24 protein-coding genes are annotated in these 25,588 nt (G+C 35.2%); 4 read left to right on the forward strand and 20 right to left on the reverse strand.

Features of this window, described 5'->3' with window-relative positions; all coding sequences use genetic code 11:
* From F6U93_RS09395 to F6U93_RS09420, 6 genes are all read right to left on the reverse strand, one after another.
* Positions 1–1,419, reverse strand: coding sequence for an FAD-dependent oxidoreductase (locus F6U93_RS09395; RefSeq protein WP_150939139.1), 1,419 nt, complete (start codon positions 1,417–1,419; stop codon positions 1–3).
* A gap of 4 nt (positions 1,420–1,423) precedes the next feature.
* Entirely contained in the window at positions 1,424–2,737 is a 1,314-nt protein-coding gene (gene kynU / locus F6U93_RS09400; protein ID WP_225312639.1) for a kynureninase, read from the reverse strand.
* Positions 2,738–2,934: 197 nt separating this feature from the next.
* Positions 2,935–3,585 (reverse strand): hypothetical protein, encoded by a 651-nt coding sequence (locus F6U93_RS09405; RefSeq protein WP_150939142.1) that lies wholly within the window; start codon positions 3,583–3,585, stop codon positions 2,935–2,937.
* Between the two features lie 66 nt (positions 3,586–3,651).
* Entirely contained in the window at positions 3,652–4,302 is a 651-nt protein-coding gene (gene msrA, locus F6U93_RS09410) for a peptide-methionine (S)-S-oxide reductase MsrA (protein ID WP_150939143.1), read from the reverse strand.
* Positions 4,303–4,487: 185 nt separating this feature from the next.
* On the reverse strand, positions 4,488–5,267 hold the full coding sequence (locus F6U93_RS09415; protein ID WP_150939144.1) for a zinc ribbon domain-containing protein: 780 nt from the start codon (positions 5,265–5,267) through the stop codon (positions 4,488–4,490).
* A gap of 3 nt (positions 5,268–5,270) precedes the next feature.
* Positions 5,271–6,365 carry a Nif3-like dinuclear metal center hexameric protein gene (locus F6U93_RS09420; RefSeq protein WP_150939145.1) on the reverse strand — a complete coding sequence of 365 codons (1,095 nt, stop codon included), beginning with the start codon at positions 6,363–6,365 and terminating at the stop codon, positions 5,271–5,273.
* A gap of 180 nt (positions 6,366–6,545) precedes the next feature.
* On the opposite strand from F6U93_RS09420, the gene lpxK reads away from it, so the two are divergent.
* Positions 6,546–7,550 carry a tetraacyldisaccharide 4'-kinase gene (gene lpxK, locus F6U93_RS09425; protein ID WP_150939146.1) on the forward strand — a complete coding sequence of 335 codons (1,005 nt, stop codon included), beginning with the start codon at positions 6,546–6,548 and terminating at the stop codon, positions 7,548–7,550.
* Here the strand turns inward: lpxK and F6U93_RS09430 are convergent.
* From F6U93_RS09430 to F6U93_RS09455, 6 genes are all read right to left on the reverse strand, one after another.
* A complete protein-coding gene (locus tag F6U93_RS09430) occupies positions 7,540–9,777 on the reverse strand; it encodes an ATP-binding protein (protein WP_150939147.1) in 2,238 nt (745 codons plus the stop codon). The two genes, lpxK and F6U93_RS09430, sit on opposite strands and share 11 nt — an antisense overlap.
* A gap of 31 nt (positions 9,778–9,808) precedes the next feature.
* The gene (gene gap, locus F6U93_RS09435) at positions 9,809–10,819 is read right to left on the reverse strand and encodes a type I glyceraldehyde-3-phosphate dehydrogenase (RefSeq protein ID WP_150939148.1); all 1,011 of its coding nucleotides are present in this window, start codon (positions 10,817–10,819) and stop codon (positions 9,809–9,811) included.
* A 2-nt stretch (positions 10,820–10,821) separates the two neighbouring features.
* Complete coding sequence (lipA, locus tag F6U93_RS09440) at positions 10,822–11,700, reverse strand: lipoyl synthase (RefSeq protein ID WP_150939149.1); 879 nt, start codon at positions 11,698–11,700, stop codon at positions 10,822–10,824.
* 103 nt (positions 11,701–11,803) lie between these two features.
* Positions 11,804–12,349 (reverse strand): RNA polymerase sigma factor, encoded by a 546-nt coding sequence (locus F6U93_RS09445; RefSeq protein ID WP_150939150.1) that lies wholly within the window; start codon positions 12,347–12,349, stop codon positions 11,804–11,806.
* Complete coding sequence (locus F6U93_RS09450; protein ID WP_150939152.1) at positions 12,340–13,452, reverse strand: glycosyltransferase; 1,113 nt, start codon at positions 13,450–13,452, stop codon at positions 12,340–12,342. Before F6U93_RS09450 ends, F6U93_RS09445 begins: the two co-directional genes overlap by 10 nt.
* Before the next feature lie 7 nt (positions 13,453–13,459).
* Positions 13,460–13,663 (reverse strand): membrane or secreted protein, encoded by a 204-nt coding sequence (locus F6U93_RS09455; protein WP_150939154.1) that lies wholly within the window; start codon positions 13,661–13,663, stop codon positions 13,460–13,462.
* A 152-nt stretch (positions 13,664–13,815) separates the two neighbouring features.
* Here F6U93_RS09455 and aqpZ point away from each other — a divergent pair, with 152 nt between their 5' ends.
* Positions 13,816–14,514: an aquaporin Z gene (aqpZ, locus tag F6U93_RS09460; protein WP_150939156.1), complete on the forward strand. Its 699-nt coding sequence runs from the start codon at positions 13,816–13,818 to the stop codon at positions 14,512–14,514.
* Positions 14,515–14,594: 80 nt separating this feature from the next.
* Here aqpZ and F6U93_RS09465 read toward each other — a convergent pair whose 3' ends face one another.
* From F6U93_RS09465 to F6U93_RS09485, 5 genes are all read right to left on the reverse strand, one after another.
* Positions 14,595–15,383 carry an anti-sigma factor gene (locus F6U93_RS09465; protein WP_150939157.1) on the reverse strand — a complete coding sequence of 263 codons (789 nt, stop codon included), beginning with the start codon at positions 15,381–15,383 and terminating at the stop codon, positions 14,595–14,597.
* Positions 15,384–15,396: 13 nt separating this feature from the next.
* Positions 15,397–15,927, reverse strand: a complete 531-nt coding sequence (locus tag F6U93_RS09470; RefSeq protein WP_150939159.1) for an RNA polymerase sigma factor — start codon at positions 15,925–15,927, stop codon at positions 15,397–15,399.
* A gap of 66 nt (positions 15,928–15,993) precedes the next feature.
* Positions 15,994–17,007: a UDP-N-acetylmuramate dehydrogenase gene (murB, locus tag F6U93_RS09475; RefSeq protein WP_150939161.1), complete on the reverse strand. Its 1,014-nt coding sequence runs from the start codon at positions 17,005–17,007 to the stop codon at positions 15,994–15,996.
* A 5-nt stretch (positions 17,008–17,012) separates the two neighbouring features.
* Complete coding sequence (locus F6U93_RS09480) at positions 17,013–18,203, reverse strand: pyridoxal phosphate-dependent aminotransferase (RefSeq protein ID WP_150939163.1); 1,191 nt, start codon at positions 18,201–18,203, stop codon at positions 17,013–17,015.
* Positions 18,204–18,411: 208 nt separating this feature from the next.
* Positions 18,412–18,819, reverse strand: coding sequence for a DUF1573 domain-containing protein (locus F6U93_RS09485; RefSeq protein WP_150939165.1), 408 nt, complete (start codon positions 18,817–18,819; stop codon positions 18,412–18,414).
* Positions 18,820–19,115: 296 nt separating this feature from the next.
* Here F6U93_RS09485 and F6U93_RS09490 point away from each other — a divergent pair, with 296 nt between their 5' ends.
* A complete protein-coding gene (locus F6U93_RS09490; protein WP_150939167.1) occupies positions 19,116–21,752 on the forward strand; it encodes a valine--tRNA ligase in 2,637 nt (878 codons plus the stop codon).
* Positions 21,753–22,177: 425 nt separating this feature from the next.
* Positions 22,178–23,278, forward strand: coding sequence for an OmpA family protein (locus tag F6U93_RS09495; protein ID WP_150939169.1), 1,101 nt, complete (start codon positions 22,178–22,180; stop codon positions 23,276–23,278).
* A 574-nt stretch (positions 23,279–23,852) separates the two neighbouring features.
* Here F6U93_RS09495 and F6U93_RS09500 read toward each other — a convergent pair.
* Genes F6U93_RS09500 through F6U93_RS09510 form a run of 3 tightly spaced genes read right to left on the reverse strand, consistent with a single transcriptional unit; the run spans position 23,853 to position 25,587 of the window.
* The gene (locus F6U93_RS09500; RefSeq protein WP_150939171.1) at positions 23,853–24,119 is read right to left on the reverse strand and encodes an acyl-CoA-binding protein; all 267 of its coding nucleotides are present in this window, start codon (positions 24,117–24,119) and stop codon (positions 23,853–23,855) included.
* Positions 24,120–24,776 carry a phosphatidylserine decarboxylase family protein gene (locus F6U93_RS09505; RefSeq protein ID WP_150939174.1) on the reverse strand — a complete coding sequence of 219 codons (657 nt, stop codon included), beginning with the start codon at positions 24,774–24,776 and terminating at the stop codon, positions 24,120–24,122.
* Positions 24,766–25,587 carry a phosphatidate cytidylyltransferase gene (locus F6U93_RS09510; RefSeq protein ID WP_150939176.1) on the reverse strand — a complete coding sequence of 274 codons (822 nt, stop codon included), beginning with the start codon at positions 25,585–25,587 and terminating at the stop codon, positions 24,766–24,768. The genes F6U93_RS09505 and F6U93_RS09510 overlap by 11 nt, the downstream gene beginning before the upstream one ends.
* Position 25,588 lies beyond the last annotated feature (1 nt).

Below are 25,588 nucleotides of genomic sequence, written 5' to 3' on the forward strand. Positions count from 1 at the left end.
TTAATATTTTAAGCTGGCGTGTCTTTGGTTTTCAAGAATTTGATTGGTGTCATGTTTTATTTGCTCTAAGAATTTTTGTAAATCTTCCTTAGTGGGTTTAGGGTTTAATTTTATCGTACCGTTTGAAAGTAATGTTAAAACGGCGCGGTCTTGAGCCCGTCCCCGAAGCATGGCTACATGATAATCAAGGTCTTCGGTAAAAGTAACCATGGCGTATTTTGAATGATAATGTGCTGGGAAAGTCTTCTCTAAAAGTAATTCTAACTTGCGTTTTTGCTGAAAAATAGGGTCGATAACGTGCTCTTTCATTTCCTGGAAGTTATCCATGGCTAAATCGGCAATGGCATCGGTGTCAATTTTTCGCTTTTTTTGATAAGCTTTGAAAGTGGCTTCCCAGCTTCCTAAATTCATATCTAAAATCGTATCGAGTACTACGACATCTTCAAAAGCCGCATTCATGCCTTGACCGTAAAATGGTACAATGGCATGTGCCGCATCACCAATAAGTAGCGTATTGCCTTTATAATGCCATGGCGAACATTTTATAGTGCCTAGCGGTGACGTTGGGTTCTTGAAAAATTCAGCAGCTAAATTTGGCATGATGAGCAAAGCATCTGGGAATTCTGTTTTGAAAAATTCAACAACCTTTTCTTCGGTTGTGAGGTTGTTGAAATTATACAGGCCACCATCATAACTCAGAAAAAGAGTTACGGTAAAACTTCCGTCTAGATTAGGAAGCGCGATAAGCATAAAGTCTTTTCGCGGCCAAATGTGTAAAGCATTTTTCTTGGCAAGGTAATCACCGTTTTCATTGGGTAAAATGCTGAGTTCTTTATAACCATGGGTTAAATAGTCTTGTGAAAAACTGAATAAAAAATCACGATCTAAAAAATAACTTCTGCGAAGTGAAGAGCCTACGCCGTCTGCAGCAATAATCACGTCAGCATCTTCAATAAAATCTTTTTGAGAACCTTCATCATGAAAAAGCGCTGTTGTTTGTTCGAAATTAACAGATTTACAAGTTCTATTGAAATAGAAGTTGACATGGGCATGTTTTTCAGCTTCATTTAAAAGAAGTGCGTTTAAATCGTTTCGGGAAATAGAATTGATATGTTCTTCTTTCCTGCCGCTATAATTCGATTGTACAGTGTCACCGTTTTTATCATGAATTAATCGGCCGTGCATGGGCACACAAAGCCCCTTAACTTGTTCTTCTAAGCCAACCAATTTCATGGCTTTGTTACCACGGTCTGAAAAGGCCAAGTTTATCGAGCGTCCTGAAGCCATTTCGGTGGTTCGTAAATCTGGACGTTTTTCATAAACTGAAACTTTATAGCCACGCTGACCTAGGCGTAGTGCAAGCAGTGTTCCGCAGAGGCCTGCTCCAATAATCAATATATTTTGTTGCTTATTTTTCATATGGCTAGGCTTTAAGTTGGTTGTGATTTAAAATAGATTTTAGTTTTTCTACTAAAAGATAAACATCTTCAAACGAATTATAAAATGGCGTTGGCGCACATCGAATAACATCGGGTTCACGCCAATCACTGATAATACCAGCTTCGGTTAATTTATCATGCAAAGATTTATCGGCATTTCTAACTTGAATGGATAATTGGCAACCGCGTTCATCTGGGTTGGTGGGGGTAATAATGCGTATGGTATCTTCGCCCAATTGATTTAATAAAAACTCGAAATAACTGGTGAGTTTTTTTGATTTAGCGATAAGTTTTTCCATGCCAACGGTTTCAAACAGATCTAAAGAGGCTTTTATGGCAGCCATTGATAATATAGGTGGATTACTCAGTTGCCAACCTTCAGCACCTGGAAGTTGGTCAAATTCATCACGCATATTAAAGCGCGTTTTTTTATTATGACTCCACCAGCCCGTAAAGCGGTTGAGGTCTTTATTGTGAGCATGACGCTCGTGAACAAAGCAGCCTGCTAAACTTCCAGGGCCAGAGTTTAAGTATTTATAGCTACACCAGGCGGCGAAATCGGCACCAGAATCGTGTAGTTCTAATTTAGTGTTTCCTGCCGCGTGTGCGCAATCAAAGCCGACTTTACAGCCATGTTGATGCCCTAGGCTAGTGATGCGTTTTAAGTCGAAAAATTGCCCGGTGTAATAATTCACCCCGCCAATTAAAATTAGAGCAATGCTATCACCTTCTTTCTCAAGAATACGCTCCAGGTCTTCGTATCTTAATAACTCTTCGTTTTCTCTTGGTTGCCACAAAATTAGACCGTCCTTATCATCAAAACCATGATGGCGGAGTTGTGATTCTACGGCATATTTATCTGAAGGGAAGGCGTCACTTTCAATAAGTATTTTATAACGTGTTTTAGTCGGTTGGTAAAAAGAAACCATCATAAAATGAAGGTTAGCCGTTAAGGTGTTCATGACCACAATTTCAATGGGTTTGGCACCGACTATTTTGGCCATAGCTTCGGTTAAAAATTCATGATAAGGCAACCAAGGTGTTTTTCCAGTGGTGTGACCTTCTACGCCTAAGTTAGCCCAATCATCTAGTTCTTGATTGACATAACCTTTGGTTTGCTTGGGTTGTAGGCCTAAGGAGTTTCCCGTCATGTAGATGAGTGGGTTTCCATGCGTGTCTTTCGGAATATGAAATTGATTTCTGAAGGATTTCAACGCATCCGTTTCATCTTGCTTTAAAGCGTATTCATGGCCTGTTTTATGAGTGAACACCGTGGGAATGTTTAGGGTTTCTAACAAAAATAAGCATTATAAATTTAGAAAAGAAGCCTTGTGTTACCTGATGGTTATGGAAAGAATAAACGTTTATAAAAATGGAAAAGCGCTTAAACCATTGGTTTAAGCGCTTTAATATATATAGACGCAAAGTGCGGAATATTAAATTGTTTACTTAATATACGGAAAAAATGCTAGTTTCGGATTATTAATTTGAAATTTTATTCAGTAATCACTTTAATGTCAGTGAAATTGAGGTTCCAATTCCCTGTTTCTTTTTTGTGTTCTAATGCTAAATGGAGGCCGTTGAAATTTTGATAACTTTCAAAAGTGTTTACCATAGTAGGATTTTCTTGATTGCCTTTACGGTAAACCCATTCCTGAATGATATAATCATCATTATAAAAAATATCGTAGGCATCACCAGGCGTGTAACCGCCCTGATCGGGGTAGGTGATGGTTAATTTATTCAGTTGAGTTTTACTTACCGGAGCTTCTACCTTTGTTATTTCTGAAAATGTTAAATTAGGTTCCCAAACCAGCTGAAACGGAATAAGTAACCAAAACTTATCATTAATAAAACCACGATCAGTTTGTGCTAAAGTCGAATCTTTTTGTGATCTGAAATACTTAATAGTATCACGTCCTTTGTAATGCGTAACCTGATCGGTTTTTGGTTTCCAAGCCCATTTTCTGTCGAAATGCATGCTGTCTTTATCGACGTTGAAGGTAAATTGAATTTCAGAAACTTTTTTCCAGTTTTCAAAGCCGTGCGCTTGCGCTATTTTTTCAGCTATAGCTTCAGGTGTTTGGTCATTTTTACAGGCTATAAAAAGTAGTGTTAAGCAGAAAATTAGGTAGAAGTTCTTCATTTTTTAGTTTTGCGCAAAGATAGTATTTGTGGCCTTTCTAAGAGTTAAATCAGAATTTTAATAGCTTTACTTTAATAATTCACTCGGGAAATTCGCTTTAAAACGATTAAACCGTGGTACAGAAACATTCTGGATATAAGAATTATTAGGATGGTGTTTCTTGTAATCTTGATGGTAATCTTCTGCAAGCCAAAACTTTTGAAACGGATAAACTTCCGCAGCAATTTTAGCATCAAATTTTTTCGCTAAGGCTTCTTTTTTATTTAGAATAATCTGTTTTTGTGCATCATTCTGATAAAAAATAATTGAGCGGTATTGTGAGCCCTTGTCTGGTCCTTGTCCGTTAACCTGTGTTACATCCTGCGAAGCAAAATACACATCAACAAGGGATTCAAAAGTCACTATTTTAGGGTTGTAAATCACTTCCACAGCTTCAGCATGACCTGTGGTTCCGGTGTTGCTTGCTGCATAAGTTGGATTTTTTGTATGACCGCCAGCATAACCAGAAATAGATTCTTTAACACCTTTTACGCTTTCGTAAATAGTTTCAACGCACCAAAAGCAGCCACTAGCAAAATAAGCTTTGGCCATACCGTTTTTTAGAGGTACTTCAACAGGTTTAGCGTTTATGACGTCTTCTTGCGTTTTTTGTGATTGTGCCGTGTTTTGGCAACTACATATTAAGGTGAAGAATACGATGGCTACGAGTTGTTTCATTTTAGTTTTTTTAGACACAGAATAAACTGATTTTTACAGGTTTTTTTTACACATCGCTTCTTTGCGGCTTTACAGCTCTGCGAAATATTTTTATAATAGTCGAAAGAATCAGTAAAAACTTAACCAAAGACCATAAAAAAAGCCCTCACAATGTGAAGGCTTTTAAAATATGTTTGAAAAATGGATTATAGTTTAGAAAACAATTTTTCCATTTTTTCTTTTTGTTCTTCAGCTAAAGCAGCATCAACTAAAATACGACCACTGTGCTCATCAGTAATTACTTTTTTACGAGAAGCAATTTCAACTTGTACTTGTGGTGGAATTGTAAAGAAAGACCCTCCTGAAGCACCTCTTTCAATTGGTACAACAGCTAAACCGTTCTTAACATTCGTTCTGATTCTGGTATATGCAGCTACTAATCTTGAGTCGATAGTATCTTTATACTCTTCTGATTTTTGAATTAAAGCTTGCTCTTCTTTTTCAGTTTCAGCTAAAATAGCATCTAATTCCCCTTTTTTATGTTTCAGGTGGTTTTCACGTTCTTTTAAACGGTCTTTAGTTTCAGCAATCACTTCTTTCTTCTGCTCAATTTGAGCTTTGAATTCTTTGATGTGCTTTTCAGCCAATTCAATTTCTAATTCTTGAAATTCAACTTCTTTAGTTAAAGAGTTAAATTCTCTGTTATTTCTAACGTTTTTTTGTTGTTCGCTATATTTTTTAATTAAAGATTTAGATTCTTCAATTAAGTTTTTCTTTCCAGCGATATCGTTGTCAATTACTTCTAAATTAGAAATAAGTTTATCTAATCTAATGTTTAATCCAGCAACTTCATCTTCTAAATCACGAACTTCTAAAGGAAGTTCACCACGAACATTTCTTATTTCGTCTACACGAGAATCTATGAGTTGTAAATCGTATAAAGCTCTTAAGCGCTCTTCAACAGTTACTTCTTTCTTTTTGGCCATACTTTAAAAATACTTAACAGGATTGGTATTTGTCTTTGATAAAATGATTGCAAAATTAGTAATTTTTTTCTTAAGATGTGCTACTAAAAGATTTTTTGTGAACTGCTCACTTTCATAATGACCAATATCGGTTAAAAGAATGTTGTTTTCCGCAGTAAAAAAATCATGATATTTGAGGTCTGCTGTTATAAAGGCATCAGCACCAGCAGCTTTAGCAGCAGAAATAGCAAAGCTTCCTGAGCCACCTAAAACTGCTACTTTCTTTATTTTTTTATTTAAAAAAGCTGAATGACGAATGGCTTGGGTTTGCATCTTTTCTTTTACGTAACTTAGAAAGTCATTTTCATCCATGGCTGTTTCTAGTTCTCCAACCATACCAATGCCCACGTGTTGGTTTCTGTTTTCAAGTGTAGTGATTTCATAGGCCACTTCTTCGTATGAATGAGTGTCAAAAAGAGTGTGTAATACTTTTGATTCTAAGTGTTTAGCAAAAGTTACTGATATTTTGGTTTCTTCTTCGGTATGTGTTTGCCCTTTTTCGCCTAGAGTTGGGTTAGAATCTTCATTGCCGTTGTAGGTACCGTAGCCTTCTACATTAAAACTACAGTTATCATAGTTTCCAATACTTCCTGCTCCAATTTCAAATAAGGCACTACGTACTAAATGTGCTTCATACTTTGGAACATAAGTCACTAGTTTTTTTACGGTGCCGCTTTGCGGAATTAAAATATTTTTATTGGTAAGGTTTAATTGGTTACAGATCATGTCATTCACACCAGAAAGTGCGTTGTCTAAGGCGGTATGCATGCTGTAAATGGCAATGTCATGCTTTATGGCTTTTAAAACTACACGTTCTACATAGTTTTTGCCAGTGATTTTTTTAAGGCCTTTGAAAATAATAGGGTGGAAACTGACGATCATATTACATTTTTCAGCAATGGCTTCGTCAACAACAGCTTCTAAAGTATCTAGAGTCACCAAAACCCCAGTGAGTTTTGCTTTTTTATCACCTACTAATAGTCCGACGTTATCAAAGTCTTCGGCGTAAGCTAAAGGAGCAAGGGTTTCTAAATGATTTATGACATCTTGTATAATCATGTAATTTGTAACTATTGGTTTTTAATACCACCTCTCATTTAATATTACTTTAAAAATGCACTTTTTGGCTTTCAATAAAACAAAAAAACATTCCCTAAAAGACGGGATAGGCTATTATCTTTTGTAGTAATTTTAAACTAGAAATGTTATAACAAATATAAATATTATATTTTCGTTGCGATGAAAATTTTAAGATACCTTTTAGTTCCTGTAGTTCCCATTTACTTTATGGTGACTTGGCTGCGCAATAAATTATATGACATGGGTTTAAAGCCATCGGAATCTTATGATTTTCCTGTGATTTGTGTTGGGAATTTGAGTGCAGGAGGTACCGGAAAAACACCAATGATTGAATATTTGGTACGCCTCCTAAAAGATGATCATAAACTAGCGACACTAAGTAGAGGTTATAAACGTAAAACAGAAGGCTTTGTTTTGGCTGATGCCCATGCAATGGCTGAGAGTATTGGTGATGAACCTTTTCAATTTTATAATAAATTTCAAGAGACGGTTAAAGTGGCGGTAGATTCTGATAGAAGAAATGGTATTTCTGAATTAAGAAATTTAGTAGATAAACCGGAGGTTATTTTATTAGATGATGCTTTCCAACACCGTAAAGTACAAGCGGGGTTTAATGTGATGTTAACTACTTATTCGAATCCGTATTATAACGATATCGTATTGCCTACAGGCGATTTAAGAGAGCCTCGAAGCGGTGCTAAACGTGCTAATTGTATTGTTGTGACTAAGTGTCCATTAGACTTGAATGAAGAAAGTAAGCAAGCTATAATTAAACGCATTAAGCCTACTGAAGATCAAGCGGTGTTTTTTAGCTCCATAGTGTATTCTGAAACACTATATACTGAAAGTACTTCACATAATATTGATGATTTGAAAGTGTTTACATTAGTGACAGGCATTGCAAACGCGACGCCTTTGGTAGATTATTTGAATGAAAAACAATTGAAATTTGAGCATTTAAACTTTAAAGATCATCATGATTTTTCTGAAAAAGATATCGCACTGCTGTCAGGGAAATCATGTATTGTAACAACCGAAAAAGATTATATGCGTTTGAAGCAATACAGGGTTTTAAAAGACAAACTGTTTTACTTGCCAATTTCGGTTCAAATTGATAAAGCAGAAGCTTTTAATGATTTGATTAAAGATAAGGTTAAGCGTTAGTAGAAGATTTTTGCTTAGGAGCTAATGCATTATAAAGCTTTTTCTCAAACTCATCTTGTTTGAATGGTTTCGGAATAATATCGGTAAAACCAGCATCTTCAAATTCTTGCATTTTATCTTCAATAGTAACCGCGGTAAGCGCAAAAATGGTGAGTTCTTTGTTGAAAGCACGTATTTGTTTGGTCGCTTCAATCCCACTAATTCCTGGCATGTGAATATCCATCAAAATGATGTTGTAATCGTTGTTTTTTATCATTTGAACGGCGTCCTCTCCATTGTCAATAATGTCGCAATTGAGTTCCATTTTAGAAAGAATCTTTTTGGTGATCATTTGATTAATCTTATTGTCTTCAACAACGAGAATTTTCACTTTTGATAGGTCTAAATCTGATTTATCACCATCGAAATAATTCATTTTACCCTCTAGTGCTTCTTCAACAGTGGTGTATTCTAGTGGGATTTCAAAGAAAAACGTCGTGCCTTTATTTAATTCACTTTTTACGTAAATTTTTCCTTTTAAAATATCAACAAGTCCTTTTACAATAGATAATCCTAAGCCAGTGCCACCATATTTTCGGTTAATCTGAATGGAGCCTTGAGAAAAACTTTCAAACATGTGGTCTTGTTTCTCTTGGCTAATTCCAATTCCGTTATCTTCAATTTCAAAACGTAAGGTATAGATTTTATCTTTTTGGTCTATTTGATAAACGCGAATCCAAATATCTCCTTTTTTGGTAAACTTGATAGAGTTTCCTATTAAATTGATGAGTATTTGTGAGATTTTAAGCTGATCGGCAATGAAGTTTTCAGTGAGACCAGGCTCGTATTCGATGTGCATTTTGATGTCATTATCTTCAGCCGAATTATTCAATGCCAAGATAATATTAGTGATTTTCTTCTTTAAATTGAAAGGTTCAGGTTCTATATCAACCTTATTGGCTTCAATTTTATTAATTTGAAGAATATCGTTTATAAAGGTTAATAAATAATCACCAGAGAATTTTAGAGATTTTAAATGCGGTATTTGTTCAGGTTTAGGATCTTCTTCTAGAAGCATATTACTCAGTCCCGTAACCGCGTACAGAGGTGTTCGTAATTCGTGCGTAACCGTAGATAGGAAATTGGCCTTGGTTTTTGAGGCTAGTTCGGCTTTTTCTTTAGCTATAATTAATTCACCATTCTTCTTATGAAGCATAGTGTTTGTTTTTAACCTAATGTTATTGTTCTTATATAATGATAAGGTTAACAGTGATAAAATGGTAATTAAGGCTACACTTAAAATAGAAATAAGCGTTCCTAGATTTTTGTCTTCTTCAGCCTTTTCTAACTTCTCAACAATGGCATTGTTCTTCTCGATTTCTTCGTTTAATAGATACTGAGTTTCTTGATTGTTAGGCGAATAAATACGATTTAACCCGCGAATAGAATCTGAAATTTTTAAGTGGTCTTTTAGGTATTTTCTTGAGAGTTTATAGTTTCCAATGTTGTTGTATAAGTCGCTAATAATTAAGTAGCTATCGTTCGTGACGTTTGTGAATTTGTGTTTGTTAGCAATACTTAAACCTTCTAACCCTGAAACAATGGCTTTTTCAGTATTACCAAGTTTACTATAAATAATAGCGTGATTGTTTAACGCTTCACTTTGTATTTTAAAATAGTCGTAGTTAATAGCTATGGCTAAAGCTTGTTCGGTAACATCTCTAGATTTTTGATAATTCTTTAGTTGAAAATAGACCTTTCCTTCGTGTAATAGTGTTTCTGCAAGCTCTTCGTTAAGATTTTCTTCTTCAAATTTTGATTTAGCAGCCGTATACGAATCTAAGGCAGCATAGTAATCTTGTTTTGCAAAATAAACATCGCCATATAGTTTATACGAAGCACCTAAGTTTTTATTGTCATTGATAATACGTTGTATTTCAATGGCTTTGTTTAATGATTTTAGGGCTTTGTCTTCTTGTTGGATGATAAGTTGAAGGCGGCCTTTTAGAGCGTAGATAACGCCAACACTTTTTTTATTGCCTACTTTTTCGGCAAGTTCTAGTGCCTCGTCTAGGTTTTTCTGGGCATTGTAATAATGGTAACTTTCTAGTTCGGTTTGAGACTGAACAATACGGTAATTAATGTTATTTTGAACGATTTCCGGATCTTGCTCAATTTTAACTTGAGCCGAAGTCGTGGCCATTATGAGCCATACTATAAAAAATAAGTATGTCTTAAGTTTTGTCATGCTGTTGGTGTTGCCAACAAATATAAACTTTTTAGTGATTTAGGGTTTCTTTTTCCGACAAATAACAAATTAAATCAATTATTCGTTTGGAATAGCCAGATTCATTGTCATACCATCCAATGATTTTAACCATATTTCCGATTACCGAAGTCATTTGTGCATCAAAAATACAGGAATGCGTATTTCCAATAATGTCAATAGAAACTATGGGGTCTTCGGTATACTCTAAAATATCCTTGTATTGGTTTTGGGAAGCTTCTTTAAACGCTGCGTTAACCTGTTCCAGAGTTACCGTTTTTTTTACGTTTAAGGTGATGTCTGTAAGTGAGCCGTTAATGACTGGAACACGAATGCCACAACCTCCTATAACATCAGAAAGCTCTGGGAATATTTTAGTCAGTGCTTTTGCTGCTCCCGTAGTGGTTGGAACTATAGATTGTGCAGCGGCTCTAGAGCGTCGTAAATCGCGATGCGGTACATCGTGTAAACTTTGATCGGTAGTGTAGGAGTGTACCGTAGTAATATAGGCCTGATCGATACCACAAAGGGTATTGATAATGTCTATCATGGGCGCGGCATTGTTTGTGGTACACGAAGCATTTGAAATGATGGTTTCAGAGCCATCTATTGTGTGGTTATTAACACCTAAAACGATGGTTTTTATATCGTCTTCAACCGGAGGAACACTTAAAATAACGCGTTTAGCCCCATTAGTAATATGATGATTAATTTCTGATTTACTTTTGAATTTTCCTGTGGATTCGATAACAAAATCGATATCATAAGGACTCCAGTCAATGGTTTTTGGGTGTTTTTCGCTTAATAGCGGAATAGCTCTGCCATTATAAATGATATGATGTTCATCAGAAGAAAAATCACCACTTAAAACACCATGAACGCTATCGTATTTTAATAAATGCGTTAAAGTTTTAGCATCAGCTAAATCGTTTATAGCAACAACTTCAATATGGTTGTAAGCTTGAAGCAATCGAAAAACACGTCTGCCAATTCTACCAAAACCATTAATGGCGACACGTATCATGCCTAATTAATATGTTTTTGTGCTTTATAAGAAGATCTTACTAAGGCGCTGCTTTCTACATGACGGAAACCTAATTCTAATCCGATGTCTTCAAATTCCTTAAATTCATCAGGGTTGATAAATTTCTTCACAGGAAGATGTTTTTTAGACGGTTGAAGGTATTGACCAATAGTTACCACATCTACATCATGTTCTTTAAGGTCATGAAGGGTTTGAATAACTTCTTCTCGGGTTTCACCTAAACCTAGCATGATTCCAGATTTTGTTCTGCGCTGGCCTTGTTGTTTTAAGTATTTTAAAACCCCCATACTACGGTCGTATTGGGCTTGAATTCTAACATCACGAGTTAAGCGGCGTACGGTTTCAATATTATGAGAAACGACTTCTGGAGCCACATCAATAATTCTATCAATATGCTTTTCCATACCTTGAAAATCCGGGATAAGTGTTTCTAGGGTTGTTTCTGGGTTCATACGGCGTACGGCTTTTACCGTTTCGGCCCACATGATGCTTCCCATATCTTTTAAATCATCACGATCTACACTGGTTAAAACCGCATGCTTGATACTCATGATTTTAATAGAACGTGCTACTTTTTCTGGTTCATCCCAATCTACAGTTTCTGGGCGCCCTGTTTTAACACCACAAAAACCACAAGAACGGGTGCAAACATTTCCTAAAATCATAAAAGTGGCTGTACCTTCTCCCCAGCACTCACCCATATTTGGGCAGCTTCCCGAAGTACAAATCGTGTTTAATTTGTATTTATCAACTAAACCTCTTAACTCGGTGTACTTTTTCCCAGTAGGGAGTTTAACACGAAGCCATTTTGGTTTCGGACTGCGTTCTGGTAATATATTTGAAGTTGTTTCGCTGTTCATAATCTGAAAAAATAGATTGCAAAGATACAAAGTATTCTTTTAAATTAAGCCGATATAGCGATGAGTTACGAGTAAAGTGTTACGTTTAAACTGACGCAGAGAACTACTTTTTTTGAATAATTTCTGTTAAGAGTTTTTTAGCTCTAAGCAGTTTGACTTTGACATTATTTATAGGTTCGTTGAGTTCTTGAGAAATTTCTTTGTAACTCAATTCCTGAAAAAAACGTAAATTGATAATTTCCTGATAATGTGGTTTAAGCTTTTTTATATCACGTAGTAATTTGGCTAGGTGTTGCTCTGTGATGAGTTCGTCTTCCGGTGAAGGCGACTCGTCTAAAATATCGTAGACTTCACGGTTGTTTTTAAGAATGACTTGTGAAATGGAGTTTTTTTCCTTCCGAAGCAAATCAATATGAATGTTTTTTGAAATGGTAATTAACCAGGTTTTAAAGGTGTATTCTTCTTTAAAAGTTTCTATGCGATCAAAGGCTTTTGAAAAGGTTTGAATGGTAATATCCTCGGCATCATTCTCGTTTTTCGTGCGTTTGAGCTGAAAACCATAAACGTCATCCCAATATAAATCCAAGAGGTAGTTGAAGGCCTTTTGGTCATTCGTTTTGGCATTTTTAATAGCTTTATCTAATTCCAATGTTTGGGTTTTGAGATGATATTATTGATAAAGATAAATAATTGCATTAGGATTAAGAAGCATTCTATGAAAGGAAAAAAGAAGATTAAATCGGTTTCCTTTAATTTTTTAGCAGAGACGCCCAAAATGATGTATTGCATGATTATACGTAATAAAAATGCGCCTAGTACAATTTTCCATTGATATTGTGTGGCTAATAATAGGATGGCTAATAGCCAAAACATAAAATTACTGATGTATAATGCGGCTAGTAAAACCTTATGAGGCGTTTTGTAAAGTTTTGCAGTTGAAACATGACGGCGCTTTTGTCTGTACCAATCATGAAAGGTTTGCTCAGGGACAGATTCTGTAAAGCTTGCTGCAGAATATTGGCAAACTGTGTTGGATTTGGTTGCGACTTGATTCACAAATAAATCATCATCTCCAGATCGTACTTTAATATGATTAATAAAACCATTGGCATCAAAAAATTCCTTTCTTGTGTAGGCTAAATTTCGACCTACACCCATGTATGGCATGCCCGCTAAGGCAAATGAGAAATAATTTGTAGCTGTTACTAATGTTTCAAACCGAATTAATTTATCTAAAAACGAGTTTTTAATTTTAGCGTAGGCTCCATAACCTAAAATCACCGATTTTGATTGTGAAAAATGTGCCGTCATCTCTGAAACCCAATTTTCAGAAAGGGGCTTACAGTCGGCATCAGTAAACAGTAAATACTCGTGAGTAGCAGCTTTTATGCCTAAGGTTAAGGCGTATTTTTTATTCCCCCAGAAGGCTTCTATGCTTTTAACATTAACAAGTTTAATGTTTGGATATGTTGCCTTGAATTCTTCCATGATATCTAGCGTGTCATCGGTCGAACTATCGTTTATCAGGACAATTTCAAAATTCGGGTGATTTTGAGCGCAAACTGAAGGTAAAAACGTTTTTAAGTTTTCGGCTTCATTTTTGGCGCATATAATGACCGAAACCGGAACTACATTTTGAGTGGTTCGTTGCTGTTTTGAGAAAGCAAACCTAGAATAGAATAGGACATAGAATATAACCTGTATACCAACTACAACCAAAAAGGTATACATAACAAAATCCAATAAAGGCATAGGTTACTTAGGAGTGTGCTGGTTCATTACAATCACTATATTGATCTGGCGTTTTTCCGCAGAAACCACAAGATTCTCCTTCTTTATTAAGCATAGGATTCTGGCTTGCACAGGTGCCAGCGAATTTGCCGTCCTTTTTTGCCCAAATTTTTATGGCAATACCTGCAATGCCAAGTGCTAAAAGGCCAATAGTTATAAAGAAAAGTTTCATTTGTATGCTGTAATTGTTTCTGCAAAGATAATGTTTTTTGATATTTCTGAAATACAAAGCCCTTTAAAAAGGCCTGTGGCCACAAAAACTTTAACGTCTTATTTGGTATTTATTCGTACATTTAATTTACTAATCGATTTAATATTATAATTATGAAAAAAATATTTGCAGAGTTTTTTGGGACCTTTTGGCTCGTTTTTGGAGGTTGCGGTAGTGCGCTTTATGCGGCAGGTATTCCCGAATTGGGTATTGGTTTTGCTGGGGTGTCTTTAGCCTTTGGTTTAACGGTGTTAACCATGGCATTTGCTGTAGGCCATATTTCTGGCGGACATTTTAATCCGGCCGTGTCTTTCGGACTGTGGGCAGGAGGAAAATTCGATGGGAAAGATTTAATAGGATATATTATAGCACAGTTGGTTGGTGGTCTTGTAGCTGCAGGGGCATTGTATCTTATAGCTTCTGGTAAAGGAGGCTTTGTTATTGATAGTTCTCAGGCGGGAGCCTTTGCTGCCAATGGCTTTGGTGAATTGTCTCCAGGAGGTTATTCCATGACTTCAGCTTTATTGGCTGAGTTTTTACTCACCATGTTTTTCTTGCTAATTATTTTAGGAAGCACGAATGAAAGAGCGCCTAAAGGTTTTGCACCTATTGCTATTGGTTTAGGTTTGACTTTGATTCACTTGATAAGTATTCCTATTAGCAATACATCGGTTAATCCTGCGCGTTCTACAAGTCAGGCCTTGTTTGCTGGTGGAGGTTATGTAAGTCAGCTTTGGTTGTTCTGGGTAGCTCCAATTGCTGGTGCTATTGTGGCTGGTTTGATTCACAAAGCTTTGTTTGATAAAGAATAATTTGAATTCAAGATATATGTCATAAAAAAGCCTCGTTTCAATTGAAACGAGGCTTTTTTTGTTATTAGTTGAATACTGGATTAATGTAAACTAATTTCTGCTACTGAATTTTCTTTTGAAGCGACGTTAGCACCGCCTTTATGTTCGATGGTAATGCTTAAACCTTGAACATCTTCCATGTAAGGGATATTTCGTAATTTTCTATCAGCCTTATCTAAAATACCTAAGTTCACCATTTTACCTTGTAAGTCTGCCCAAATTTGGTAGCACTGTTCTTCAGGTAGTTGCGGTAAGGAAACCACGTCAATCATCGATGTTTTTTCTTTAGAGTTGATATAGGCTACTGTTTTTAAATCTTTTGCACGATCGTTACCTGTAATGATATATTTTTGAGTTTCAGGATTGTTAAGTTTTAAAAGCTGCCTCATCATGCTGTCAAGCATTTCGTTGTGCTTGTCAATATCACTTCTTAAATCAAAAATCTCTTCAACAACAACTTGGTTTTCTTCGGCTAGTTGTTGATTTTGAGAGTAAAAGATATATGATGTTCCAGCAAAAAGCATAGCGACTAAACTAGCTGCAATGCTCAATTTATACCATTTTTTGTAAGCTTTTTGCGGCTTTAGTGCAATCACTGGTTTCTCATCTAACTCATCTAAAATATGATCTAAAACCATTTTTGGAGCTTCAACCGCTTGGCTTTTAGCTACGATTTCAAGGTTAGATTGAAGCGTGTTGTATGCGTTCTGTACTTCTGGAAATCGAGAGATGTAAGATTCCACATGTTGGGTTTCTTCAGAAGTAGTTGCTCCTAGTAAATATTTATCTAGAAGGCCAGAATTTAAAAAAGTATGTACTTTCTCATTCATGACTTAAATGTATTTAAGGGTGGTAAATTTTTTTCAATTCACGTAACCCAATTTTTAATCTTGACTTTATTGTTCCTAATGGAATGTCTAATTCATCGCTAGCTTCTTGCTGCGTCATGCCTTCAAAAAAGAGGGCATTAATCACTATTTGATATTTTTCATCTAAGCTGCTTAGATGTTTTTTGATATCTAAAACATCCTGATTGAGTTCGTTGGATGTCACTTTATATACGGTTGAAGTCTCCATCTGGACTTCATTGTTTATTTTATTTTTTTGAGATCTAATTTTGTCTATGGCCGTATTATAGGCGATGCGGTAAAGCCAAGTAAATAGTTTTGCTTTAGAAGCATCATATTTTTTGGCGTATCTCCAAATTTTTACAAAGGTTTCTTGCAGGACATCTTGGGCGAGATCTTCATCGGTAATGACCTTTCTGATTACCCCATAGAGCGCATCGGCATAGTTTTCATAAAGTAAACTAATGGCCTTTTTATCTTCTTTTTGAAGGAGACTGACTATTTCTTTTTCTATTGCTGAAACCAAATTATAAGCAGTTTATATAAAACTTGCGACAGTAGCAAGCCCGCAAAGTTAGAAATTTCTTTTTTATTATAAGATATTTACTTCCGCTTCAATAGCAATACCAAAAAGTTGGTTTACTGTTTTCTGAATCAGTTGTGAAAGGTTTAAAATCTCTTCACCAGTGGCACCTCCATAATTCACTAGAACTAAGGCTTGATTTTTATGCACACCGTAATGACCGAATGTTTTTCCTTTAAATCCTGCTTTTTCAATTAACCATCCCGCAGGAACTTTAACATCATCGTCTGAAACCGGATAAGACGGCATGTCTGGAAAGTTTTCAGTCAGTTGCTCGTAAGCTTTTTTGGAAATCACGGGGTTTTTAAAAAAACTACCACAGTTTCCTATAACTTTAGGGTCAGGAAGTTTGCTTTGGCGAATAGAAATAACGGCCTTAGAAATATCTTGAATGGTTGGCGTACTAATGCCTTCTTTTTCTAGTTCTGAAGCGATAGCACCATAATGTACATGCTGCTTATGATTTTTCTTAGTGAGCTTAAAGTTTACGCTAGTGATAATATATTTTCCTTTCGCTTCTTGTTTGAAAATGGAGTTTCTGTAGCCAAAATGACAGTCTTCTTTACGGAAGCTGTGCATGTCTTTTGACGCTATAGAAATGGCTTCACAAGATTCAAAACTATCTTTTAATTCTACCCCATAGGCACCAATGTTTTGAATGGGTGCTGTGCCTACATTTCCAGGTATTAGCGATAAATTCTCAATACCACCGAAATCATTGTTTATTGTCCAAAGTACAAAGTCATGCCAGACTTCACCCGCTTGTACTTTTACAGTAACAAACTCATCATCTTCAGCAATGACTTCAATACCTTTAAATCCTAACTTGATAACGAGTCCTTCAAAATCTTTAGTGAGTAACATGTTGCTGCCACCACCTAAAATAAGCTTGTTAGGATAGTCTTCTAAAGAAAGTACTTTTTTAAGTTCTTCAATATCATCTACCGAAACAAAATGTTTGGCTTTAGCATCAATACCAAAGGTGTTAAATGGTTTTAAGGATGTATTTTGTTCGATCTGCACAGTAATTAGTCTTTATAAATTTTTAAGGCCTCCTTTAATATATGAACTGCTTTTATTAAGCTTTCTTTGTTAAGTACGTAAGCAATTCTTATTTGGTTTAATCCAACATCTGGTGTAGAGTAAAATCCGTTTGCCGGGGCTACCATAATAGTTTCTCCGTCTATATCAAATTTCTCTAAAAGCCATTGCGCGAACTTATCGGTGTTTTTTACTGGTAATTCTACTATGCAGTAAAATGCGCCTTTCGGTTTGGCAACTTTAATGCCTTCTATTTTTTGTAATTCTGCAATAAGAATATTACGGCGCTCTACATATTCATGAATGACTTCATCAAAATAACTTTGCGGTGTATCTAACGCAGCTTCGCTTGCAATTTGTGCGAATGTTGGCGGACTTAATCTTGCTTGAGCAAATTTCAAAACGGTTTCCATAACCATTTTGTTTTTAGATACTAAAAAGCCTACGCGTGCACCACACATGCTGTAGCGTTTAGAAACCGAATCAATAATAACGGCGTGTTGTTCAATACCATCTACTTGCATAATGGAGTAGTGGGTTTCTCCGTCGTAAATAAACTCACGGTATACTTCATCGGCAACCAAAAACAAATCATGTTTTATGGCTAAGGCTGCAAGTTGTTCTATTTCTTCTTTAGAATATAAAGTTCCTGTAGGGTTTCCAGGATTACAAATTAATATAGCCTTAGTTTTTGGTGTAATTAAACTCTCAAAAGTTTCAATGGATGGTAGTGCAAAATTATCATCGATACTACAAATCGCAGGAACCACGTTGACTCCTGTTGCTGTAGAAAATGCAATGTAATTGGCATAAAATGGTTCAGAGATGATCACTTCATCTTCGGGATCCATAATGCTACTAAATAAAAATTGTAAAGCTTCGCTTGCTCCTGTGGTTACAATGATATCTTCATGAATGACGGTAATGTCATGCTTGTTATAGTAGGCAGCTAACTTTTTTCTATACGTTTCAGAACCTTGAGATCTAGAATAGGATAAAATATCAATGTTACTATTTTTAACGGCATTTATGGCAACTTCAGGAGTTTTGATATCTGGTTGCCCGATGTTTAAATAGTAAATGTGCTTTCCGTCTTCTATAGCTTGTTCCGCATAAGGGACCAGTTTACGAATAGGAGAGGCAGGCATTTTGTGGCCTTTTTTAGAAATGGTTGGCATTTATTAAATTTTAGGGTGTAAAGTTGAGAAAATTATATGAAGTTTTTCAATAAACAGCTTTAAATATGAAGGTATACTTAAGCAATTGAATAGTTTTCTAAGAAATAGCCCAATCTTTTGTTAATTTGTTTTAGAGTAGGCCTGTAAATGAAAAAGGCTTAAACGTTTGTTTAAGCCTTTTTGTGTTTTATGAAAAGAAATGGTTTTTTTATTCCATTACGCTTTTATCTTTTTTATCCATAACACCGGCTTTTTCAACAACAAGACCTTTAATTTTTAGTGCGACTGTTGGTGTCTCGGCATTAGAAATAACCGTAATCGTTTTTCTAATTGGGTTCACTCTGTTGGTGTCATATTTAACTTCTATTTTTCCTTGTTTTCCTGGTAAAATAGGTCCTTCAGGTTTTTTAGGAATAGTACATCCACAACTTGATGACACTTTAGAAATGATAAGTGGTTCATCTCCAGTGTTTGTGAATTTAAACACACGAACACCGTCTGCCCCTTTTTCTATGGTTCCATAATCTATAGTATCTGATTCAAACTTGATTTTAGCTTGTGCATTCACCGATAAGCTAATTAATCCGATAAATAAAATTGTAATTAATGACTTCATTATTTTATAGTTTTGATGTTTCTTTTTTAATGATTCTGTCAAGAAATAAAGCTTGTTAGAATCTGGAATTAGCCCTCAAACATACTTACTTTTCCGATAATCTGCAAAAATAAAAGATGTAATACTTGTTTGTTAACCTAGTATTGATATTCAAATGTACGGATCAGATCGAAAAAAGGTCCTATTATAATGTTAAAATATCAAGACTACGCTATGTTATGAATTCATAATATAGTTTCACAGAAAAAGAAATATAAGTACTTTTGCACTTTATTATTCAAAAATTATTCCAAAGCATGCAAATTCCATCAAAATATGATGCCCGTCAAGTAGAAGATAAGTGGTACAACTACTGGATGAAACATAATTATTTTCACTCAGAACCTGATGAAAGAGAGCCTTATACTATTGTGATTCCGCCACCAAATGTTACAGGGGTCTTGCATATGGGACACATGCTTAATAATACCATTCAAGATGTATTAATCCGTCGTGCACGTTTATTAGGTAAAAACGCCTGTTGGGTACCTGGAACCGATCATGCCTCTATTGCTACTGAGGCTAAAGTGGTAGCCAGGCTTAAAGAACAAGGCATTGATAAAAACAGTCTAACTAGAGAAGAGTTTTTAGAGCACGCTTGGGATTGGACCCATGAGTATGGTGGTGTGATTTTAGAGCAGCTGAAAAAACTAGGTTGTTCTTGTGATTGGGAGCGCACTAAATTCACCATGGATCCAGAGATGAGTGAATCAGTGATTAAAGTTTTTGTTGATTTATATCAAAAAGGATTGATTTATCGTGGTTACCGTATGGTTAACTGGGATCCAGAAGCTAAAACAACACTTTCTGACGAGGAGGTGATCCATGAGGAACGTCAGGGGAATTTATATTATTTAGAGTATAAAATTGAAGGTAGTGATGACACTCTAACTATTGCAACTACAAGACCTGAAACTATTTTTGGAGATACAGCCATTTGTATTAACCCAAATGATGAACGTTTTTCTCACTTACGTGGAAAAAAGGCCATTGTTCCAATTTGTAACCGTGTTATTCCAATTATTGAAGATGAATATGTCGATGTAGAATTCGGTACAGGCTGTTTGAAAGTAACACCGGCTCACGATGAAAACGATAAAAACCTTGGCGACAAACACAATTTAGAAGTTATTGACATTTTCTATGACGATGCTTCTTTAAATAGTTTCGGATTGCATTACGAGGGTAAAGATCGTTTTGTGGTAAGAAAAGAAATTACTCAAGAGCTAGAAGAAAAAGGAATTTTAATAAAAACAGAAACTCACATTAATAAAGTTGGGACTTCTGAAAGAACCAAAGCTGTTATCGAACCGCGATTGAGTGATCAATGGTTCTTGAAAATGGAAGAATTAGTAAAGCCAGCAATTGAAGCTGTCTTAGGTGAAGATTCAGAAATTAACTTATTTCCTAAAAAGTTTGAGAACACTTACCGTCACTGGATGGAAAATATCCGTGATTGGAACATTTCTCGTCAGCTCATGTGGGGACAACAAATTCCTGCATATTTCTATGGCAATGGTAAAAATGATTTTGTTGTAGCAGAAACAGCTGATGAAGCACTAGAATTAGCAAAAACAGCTACTGATAATTCAGAATTAAAAGCAGAAGACTTACGTCAGGATACAGATGCATTAGATACTTGGTTTTCATCTTGGATATGGCCCATGTCTGTTTTTGACGGGATTAGATATCCAGAAAATGAAGACATAAAATACTATTATCCAACTAACGATTTAGTTACAGGGCCCGATATTTTATTCTTCTGGGTAGCTCGTATGATTATTTCGGGTTATGAATACAAAGATGAAAAACCGTTCAATAATGTTTATCTAACAGGTTTAGTTCGCGATAAGCAACGTCGTAAGATGAGTAAATCATTAGGTAATTCTCCTGATGCCTTAAAACTTATTGAAGAATATGGTGCTGATGGGGTTCGTGTAGGACTGTTATTGAGTTCAGCGGCTGGTAATGATTTGATGTTTGACGAAGCCCTTTGTCAGCAAGGAAAAGCCTTTGGTAATAAAATATGGAACGCCTTCCGTTTGATTCAAGGTTGGGAAATTGATGAAACTATTCCACAACCAGAAACTTCAAAAGTTGGCTTAGATTGGTATGAAGCGAAGTTTCAAAAAGCTTTAGCAGAAATTGAAGATCACTTTAGCAAATATAGATTGAGTGATGCTTTAATGGGGGTGTACAAGTTAATCATGGATGATTTTTCATCATGGTTATTAGAAATTATTAAGCCAGCCTATCAAAAACCTATTGATGCTAAAACATACCAGGCAGTCATTAAAGCTTTTGAAAATAATTTAAAAGTTTTACATCCGTTTATGCCGTTTTTAACCGAAGAAATTTGGCAATATATTACAGAGAGAACCCCTGAGGAGGCCTTAATTGTAGCAAAATGGCCAAAACATATAGTTGTAAATGAGCATTTGATTTCAGAATTTGAATTTGCTTCAGAAGTGATTTCGGGTATTAGAAACATTAGGAAACAGAAAAACATCGCTTTTAAAGATGCCGTTGCATTTTCTATAATAAATAATGAAAATACCACAAAAACTTTTGATGGCGTTATCCAAAAATTAGGAAACCTTGAAGCTATTGAAACGACTACCGAAGCTATTGAAGGCGCTTTGACTTTTAGAGTAAAATCGAATGAATATTTTATTCCAATGGTTGGGGCTATTGATGTGGAAGCAGAAATTAAAAAGCTTACAGAAGAACTAAAATACACCGAAGGTTTTTTGAAATCTGTTCAAAAAAAATTATCCAATGAGCGTTTTGTTGCAGGAGCACCAGAGCAAGTAGTTGCCAGTGAAAAGAAAAAAGAAGCGGATGCTTTGGCCAAAATAGAAACCTTAAAGTCTAGTTTAGCTAGTTTAGGTTAATTTAAAAAGCATAAATTCTTTTAAAAAAAGCTTTTCAAATATGTGTTTTGCATATTTTGGAAAGCTTTTTTTATGAGGTGTCTTTGTGTGATGTTGTTAATCTTTTTATTATTCGGTGTTACTTAACAAATCAATAGGTTAAATTGATGAAAATCAGTTTAATTATGAACGCACCTCTAGGCTTAGTGATTGTCAATTTTTTATTTTTCAGCCCATTAATCTCAGTAATGGTTGGTAATCTTGAATTAAAAAGAGAATAATGCAATTAAGGGCTTGTTTTTAATTTTTTTTTAATTTTTTATAGATTTTATGCGATTTGATTGTGAATAATCTTACCGTTTTTCTATATTTGATACTCAAATCAGGTAATACTGACTCGATAGACTCACTGTTGATACTCAGTTACTTATATTAATTAATTAATTATGAAAAAATTTTACTTATTTAGTTTGCTCATGCTTGTCGTGGGATCCCTTTCAAATGTTACTGCTCAATCTAGTGGAGAAAGGGAAGGCGGATTTTATTTTGGTCTAGGTTATAACTTTGTTGACGATTCAGGTACAGCAGGTAGTGAGCCTTTTAATTTTAGTGATAACTGGCATTACACAGCTTATCCTAACCGATTAAATGTTGGTTATATCTTAGGTCGTAGTGGTTTTTCTGTTGAAGCTATTGGTACCATTAATACCTTACAAGAAGGTAAAGTGTTGGATGGATATGGTGTTTTAACTGAAGATTTAGACTACTGGGCTGTTGATGGTATGGTGTCTTTCAGTTTAGACAAATTTACCTCAAGAAAAGGTTGGTTTGATCCTTATTTACAAGCAGGTATGGGAGGTTCTTCTATTAATAATGATAAGGTTCTTACTTTTAATGCTGGTGCTGGTGCTAACTTTTGGTTAGGGAAACAAAAAAACTGGGCGATCAACTTAAACACTATGGGTAAATGGGGAATCAACGAAGATAATAAAGGTGATAACCATATTCAACACGCTATTGGTGTTGTGTTTAAACCATTTGGTAAGAAGAAGAAACCTGCTCCTGCACCAGTTGTAGAGCAAGCACCAGAGCCCGAGCCAGAGCCTGTTGTTGAGCCAACTCCAACTCCAGAGCCAACTCCAGAACCACAAGTTGATCAAGAAGCTGTATTACGTGAACAAATGACTTCTGATTTAAGTGAAGTACGTCGTGTGTACTACGATTTTGATTCTTCAACTTTAACATCTGAAGACCAAGATATCGTTGATGAACTTGTAGTATTCATGAATAAATACCCAACAGCTATTTTAGATATTAAATCTCATGCAGATAGTAGAGGAGCGAAAGATTATAACCTACAGCTTTCTCAGAAGAGATCTAAGAGTATCGTAGATTATGCAGTAACTCACGGTATCGATAGATCTAGATTTGTTGCTGAAGGATTCGGTGAAACTCAGTTAAATAATGGATGTTCTGATGGTGTTAAGTGTACTAAAGAAGAACACAGAGAAAACCGTAGAACTGATTACGAATTAGTTTGGGAATAGTATTTTAAACCAATAAATGTTTTAAAAAAGGGCCTTCTTCTGAAGGCCCTTTTTTTATGCTTTATAGTTTTGTGAAGTAGCTTTTTATTGTTTTTTCTTTCCGAGAGTATATAGGCGGTAAATGGAGCTAATAATTGGTTGCTTGAGCTAAAGCATCTTCCATATTGAAGTTTCTGCATAATTGTGGTTATACTGCTATGAGAAATAAAATAGGTGTTATTAAGAACATTTAGAATAGCTTAAATGATTCTGTTCTCCCCACTTCATCTAAGTGTTGTATAATTCGTTTACTGTACGCATTAGCCTCCAGCTATTTAAAGCATTAAGTGTACATGCAGAAGGTAGGGGGAATAGTGTTGAAGTCTGTGATGCTTTTTGAATAATTATAGCTATAAAAGTTATTTGCTTTATTTAGGAATAAAATCGACGTAACGCTGGCGTAAACGAAACTTTAGAAATGTCTTTTTACGATGTTTTTAGAAAGAAAGAAAGAAAGAAAGAAAGAAAGAAAGAAAGTTGCTGTGGTCAGTATAAAGTATTCGTGAAGGTTATTAATAAACTAAAGAGGAGCTTTCTATTTACGATATAAAAAGTAGTTATTAACCAAGTCGATGTACAATCTTTTAGCCTCGTCTTCGGTCAGTCCTTTGGCTTGAAATAAGGCATTTGTTTTAAAAGCATTAATGATGGGCTTTTTGCTTTTCGGACGTCCGTAATCGTTTGTAGCTTTTTTATAATAAGCATACAGCTTGAGTAATGTGTCTGCAGGAAAAGGCTCCGTGTAAGCGTTTACACGGTCTACTGCTTGATCAAACTCAATATCTAAGTTGCTTTTACTCATTTATTTTTTTAATTCAGCAATGACAGTTTCACCACCGCGAACTTTTTGATTGATTTCTACATTGATTTTAGTGTCTAAAGGTAGAAACAAATCAACACGAGACCCAAATTTAATAAAGCCTGAGTCTGTACCTTGAACGGCCTTATCGTTTAATTGCGCATAGTTAACAATACGTTTGGCTAATGCTCCAGCAATTTGTCGATAAAGTACTTTGCCGTAAGTTTGGTTCTCGACAACAACAGTAGTACGTTCGTTTTCTTCACTTGCTTTTGGGTGCCAAGCTACTAAATATTTTCCGGGATGGTATTTGCTGAAGATAACATGCCCGCCAATAGGGTAACGTGTGACGTGAACATTTATTGGAGACATAAATACACTCACTTGAAGACGTTTTTCTTTGAAATATTCTTTTTCATAAACTTCTTCAATAACGACCACTTTGCCATCTACAGGAGATAAAACCTGATTATCATTTAATACGGTGTTTCTTTTCGGGTTTCTAAAGAATTGTAGTATCAATACTAAAAAGACGATTAATGCTAGCAATACAATGGTTCTTAGCCAATTTATGCCTATAAAACTATCTGCAATTAAAGCAGCTCCTACAACGATTACAAACGTTATAAATATAATTTTATACCCTTCTTTATGAAACATAATGTAAAATTCTTAAAAATAAATATATAAATGGTGCAGCAAATATAATGCTGTCTAATCGATCTAATAATCCACCGTGTCCTGGCATGATAACCCCACTATCTTTGACTTTGGCTTGCCTTTTGAACTTGGATTCTATCAAATCTCCCAGCGTTCCAAAAACACTAACAATAATGCTTAAAATAAGCCAGTTTGCAGAGTTTAAAGTTTCGGTAAAGGTAGCAATAAAATAACTTGCTACACAGGAAAAGAATAGCCCTCCAAGAAAACCTTCAACGGTTTTTTTAGGAGATATGGATTCAAATAGTTTTTGTTTTCCTAAGTTTTTTCCAACTAGATAAGCAAATGTATCATTAACCCAAATCAATATAAAGGCACCTAATAAAATTTTAGGATTATACTGTTGATTGTTTGCCGTAATTAGTATTAAAAAGACAAAAGCACTGGAAAGGTAGAAAGTAGTTAGTAAAAAACGTTTTGTACTGAATAAGGGTATTGTTTTTTCAGAAAACAGATCTTTTATTAAGAATAAGTTGACAAAAATAGAAAGTACTAAAAGTATTTGTGTTGCTTCTATAAGTCCAGCATTAGTATTTAATACGGTTTGCCAATAGCCGAAGAAGATATAGAGAATGATGAAAATAATATAAGGTATGTTGCTTTTTAGCTGGATAAGTTTTTGAAACTCAGCTAAACATACTAGTCCGAATATACAGAATAATGCAATTAATAAATGTTCAAAATATAGTGAAACAAGTAATATGGATATATAAAGAAATCCTGAAAGGGATCGAATAACTATTTCTTTCATT

The organism is Pseudotamlana haliotis (assembly GCF_008806375.1).
GTDB classification, from domain to species: Bacteria; Bacteroidota; Bacteroidia; order Flavobacteriales; family Flavobacteriaceae; genus Pseudotamlana; species Pseudotamlana haliotis.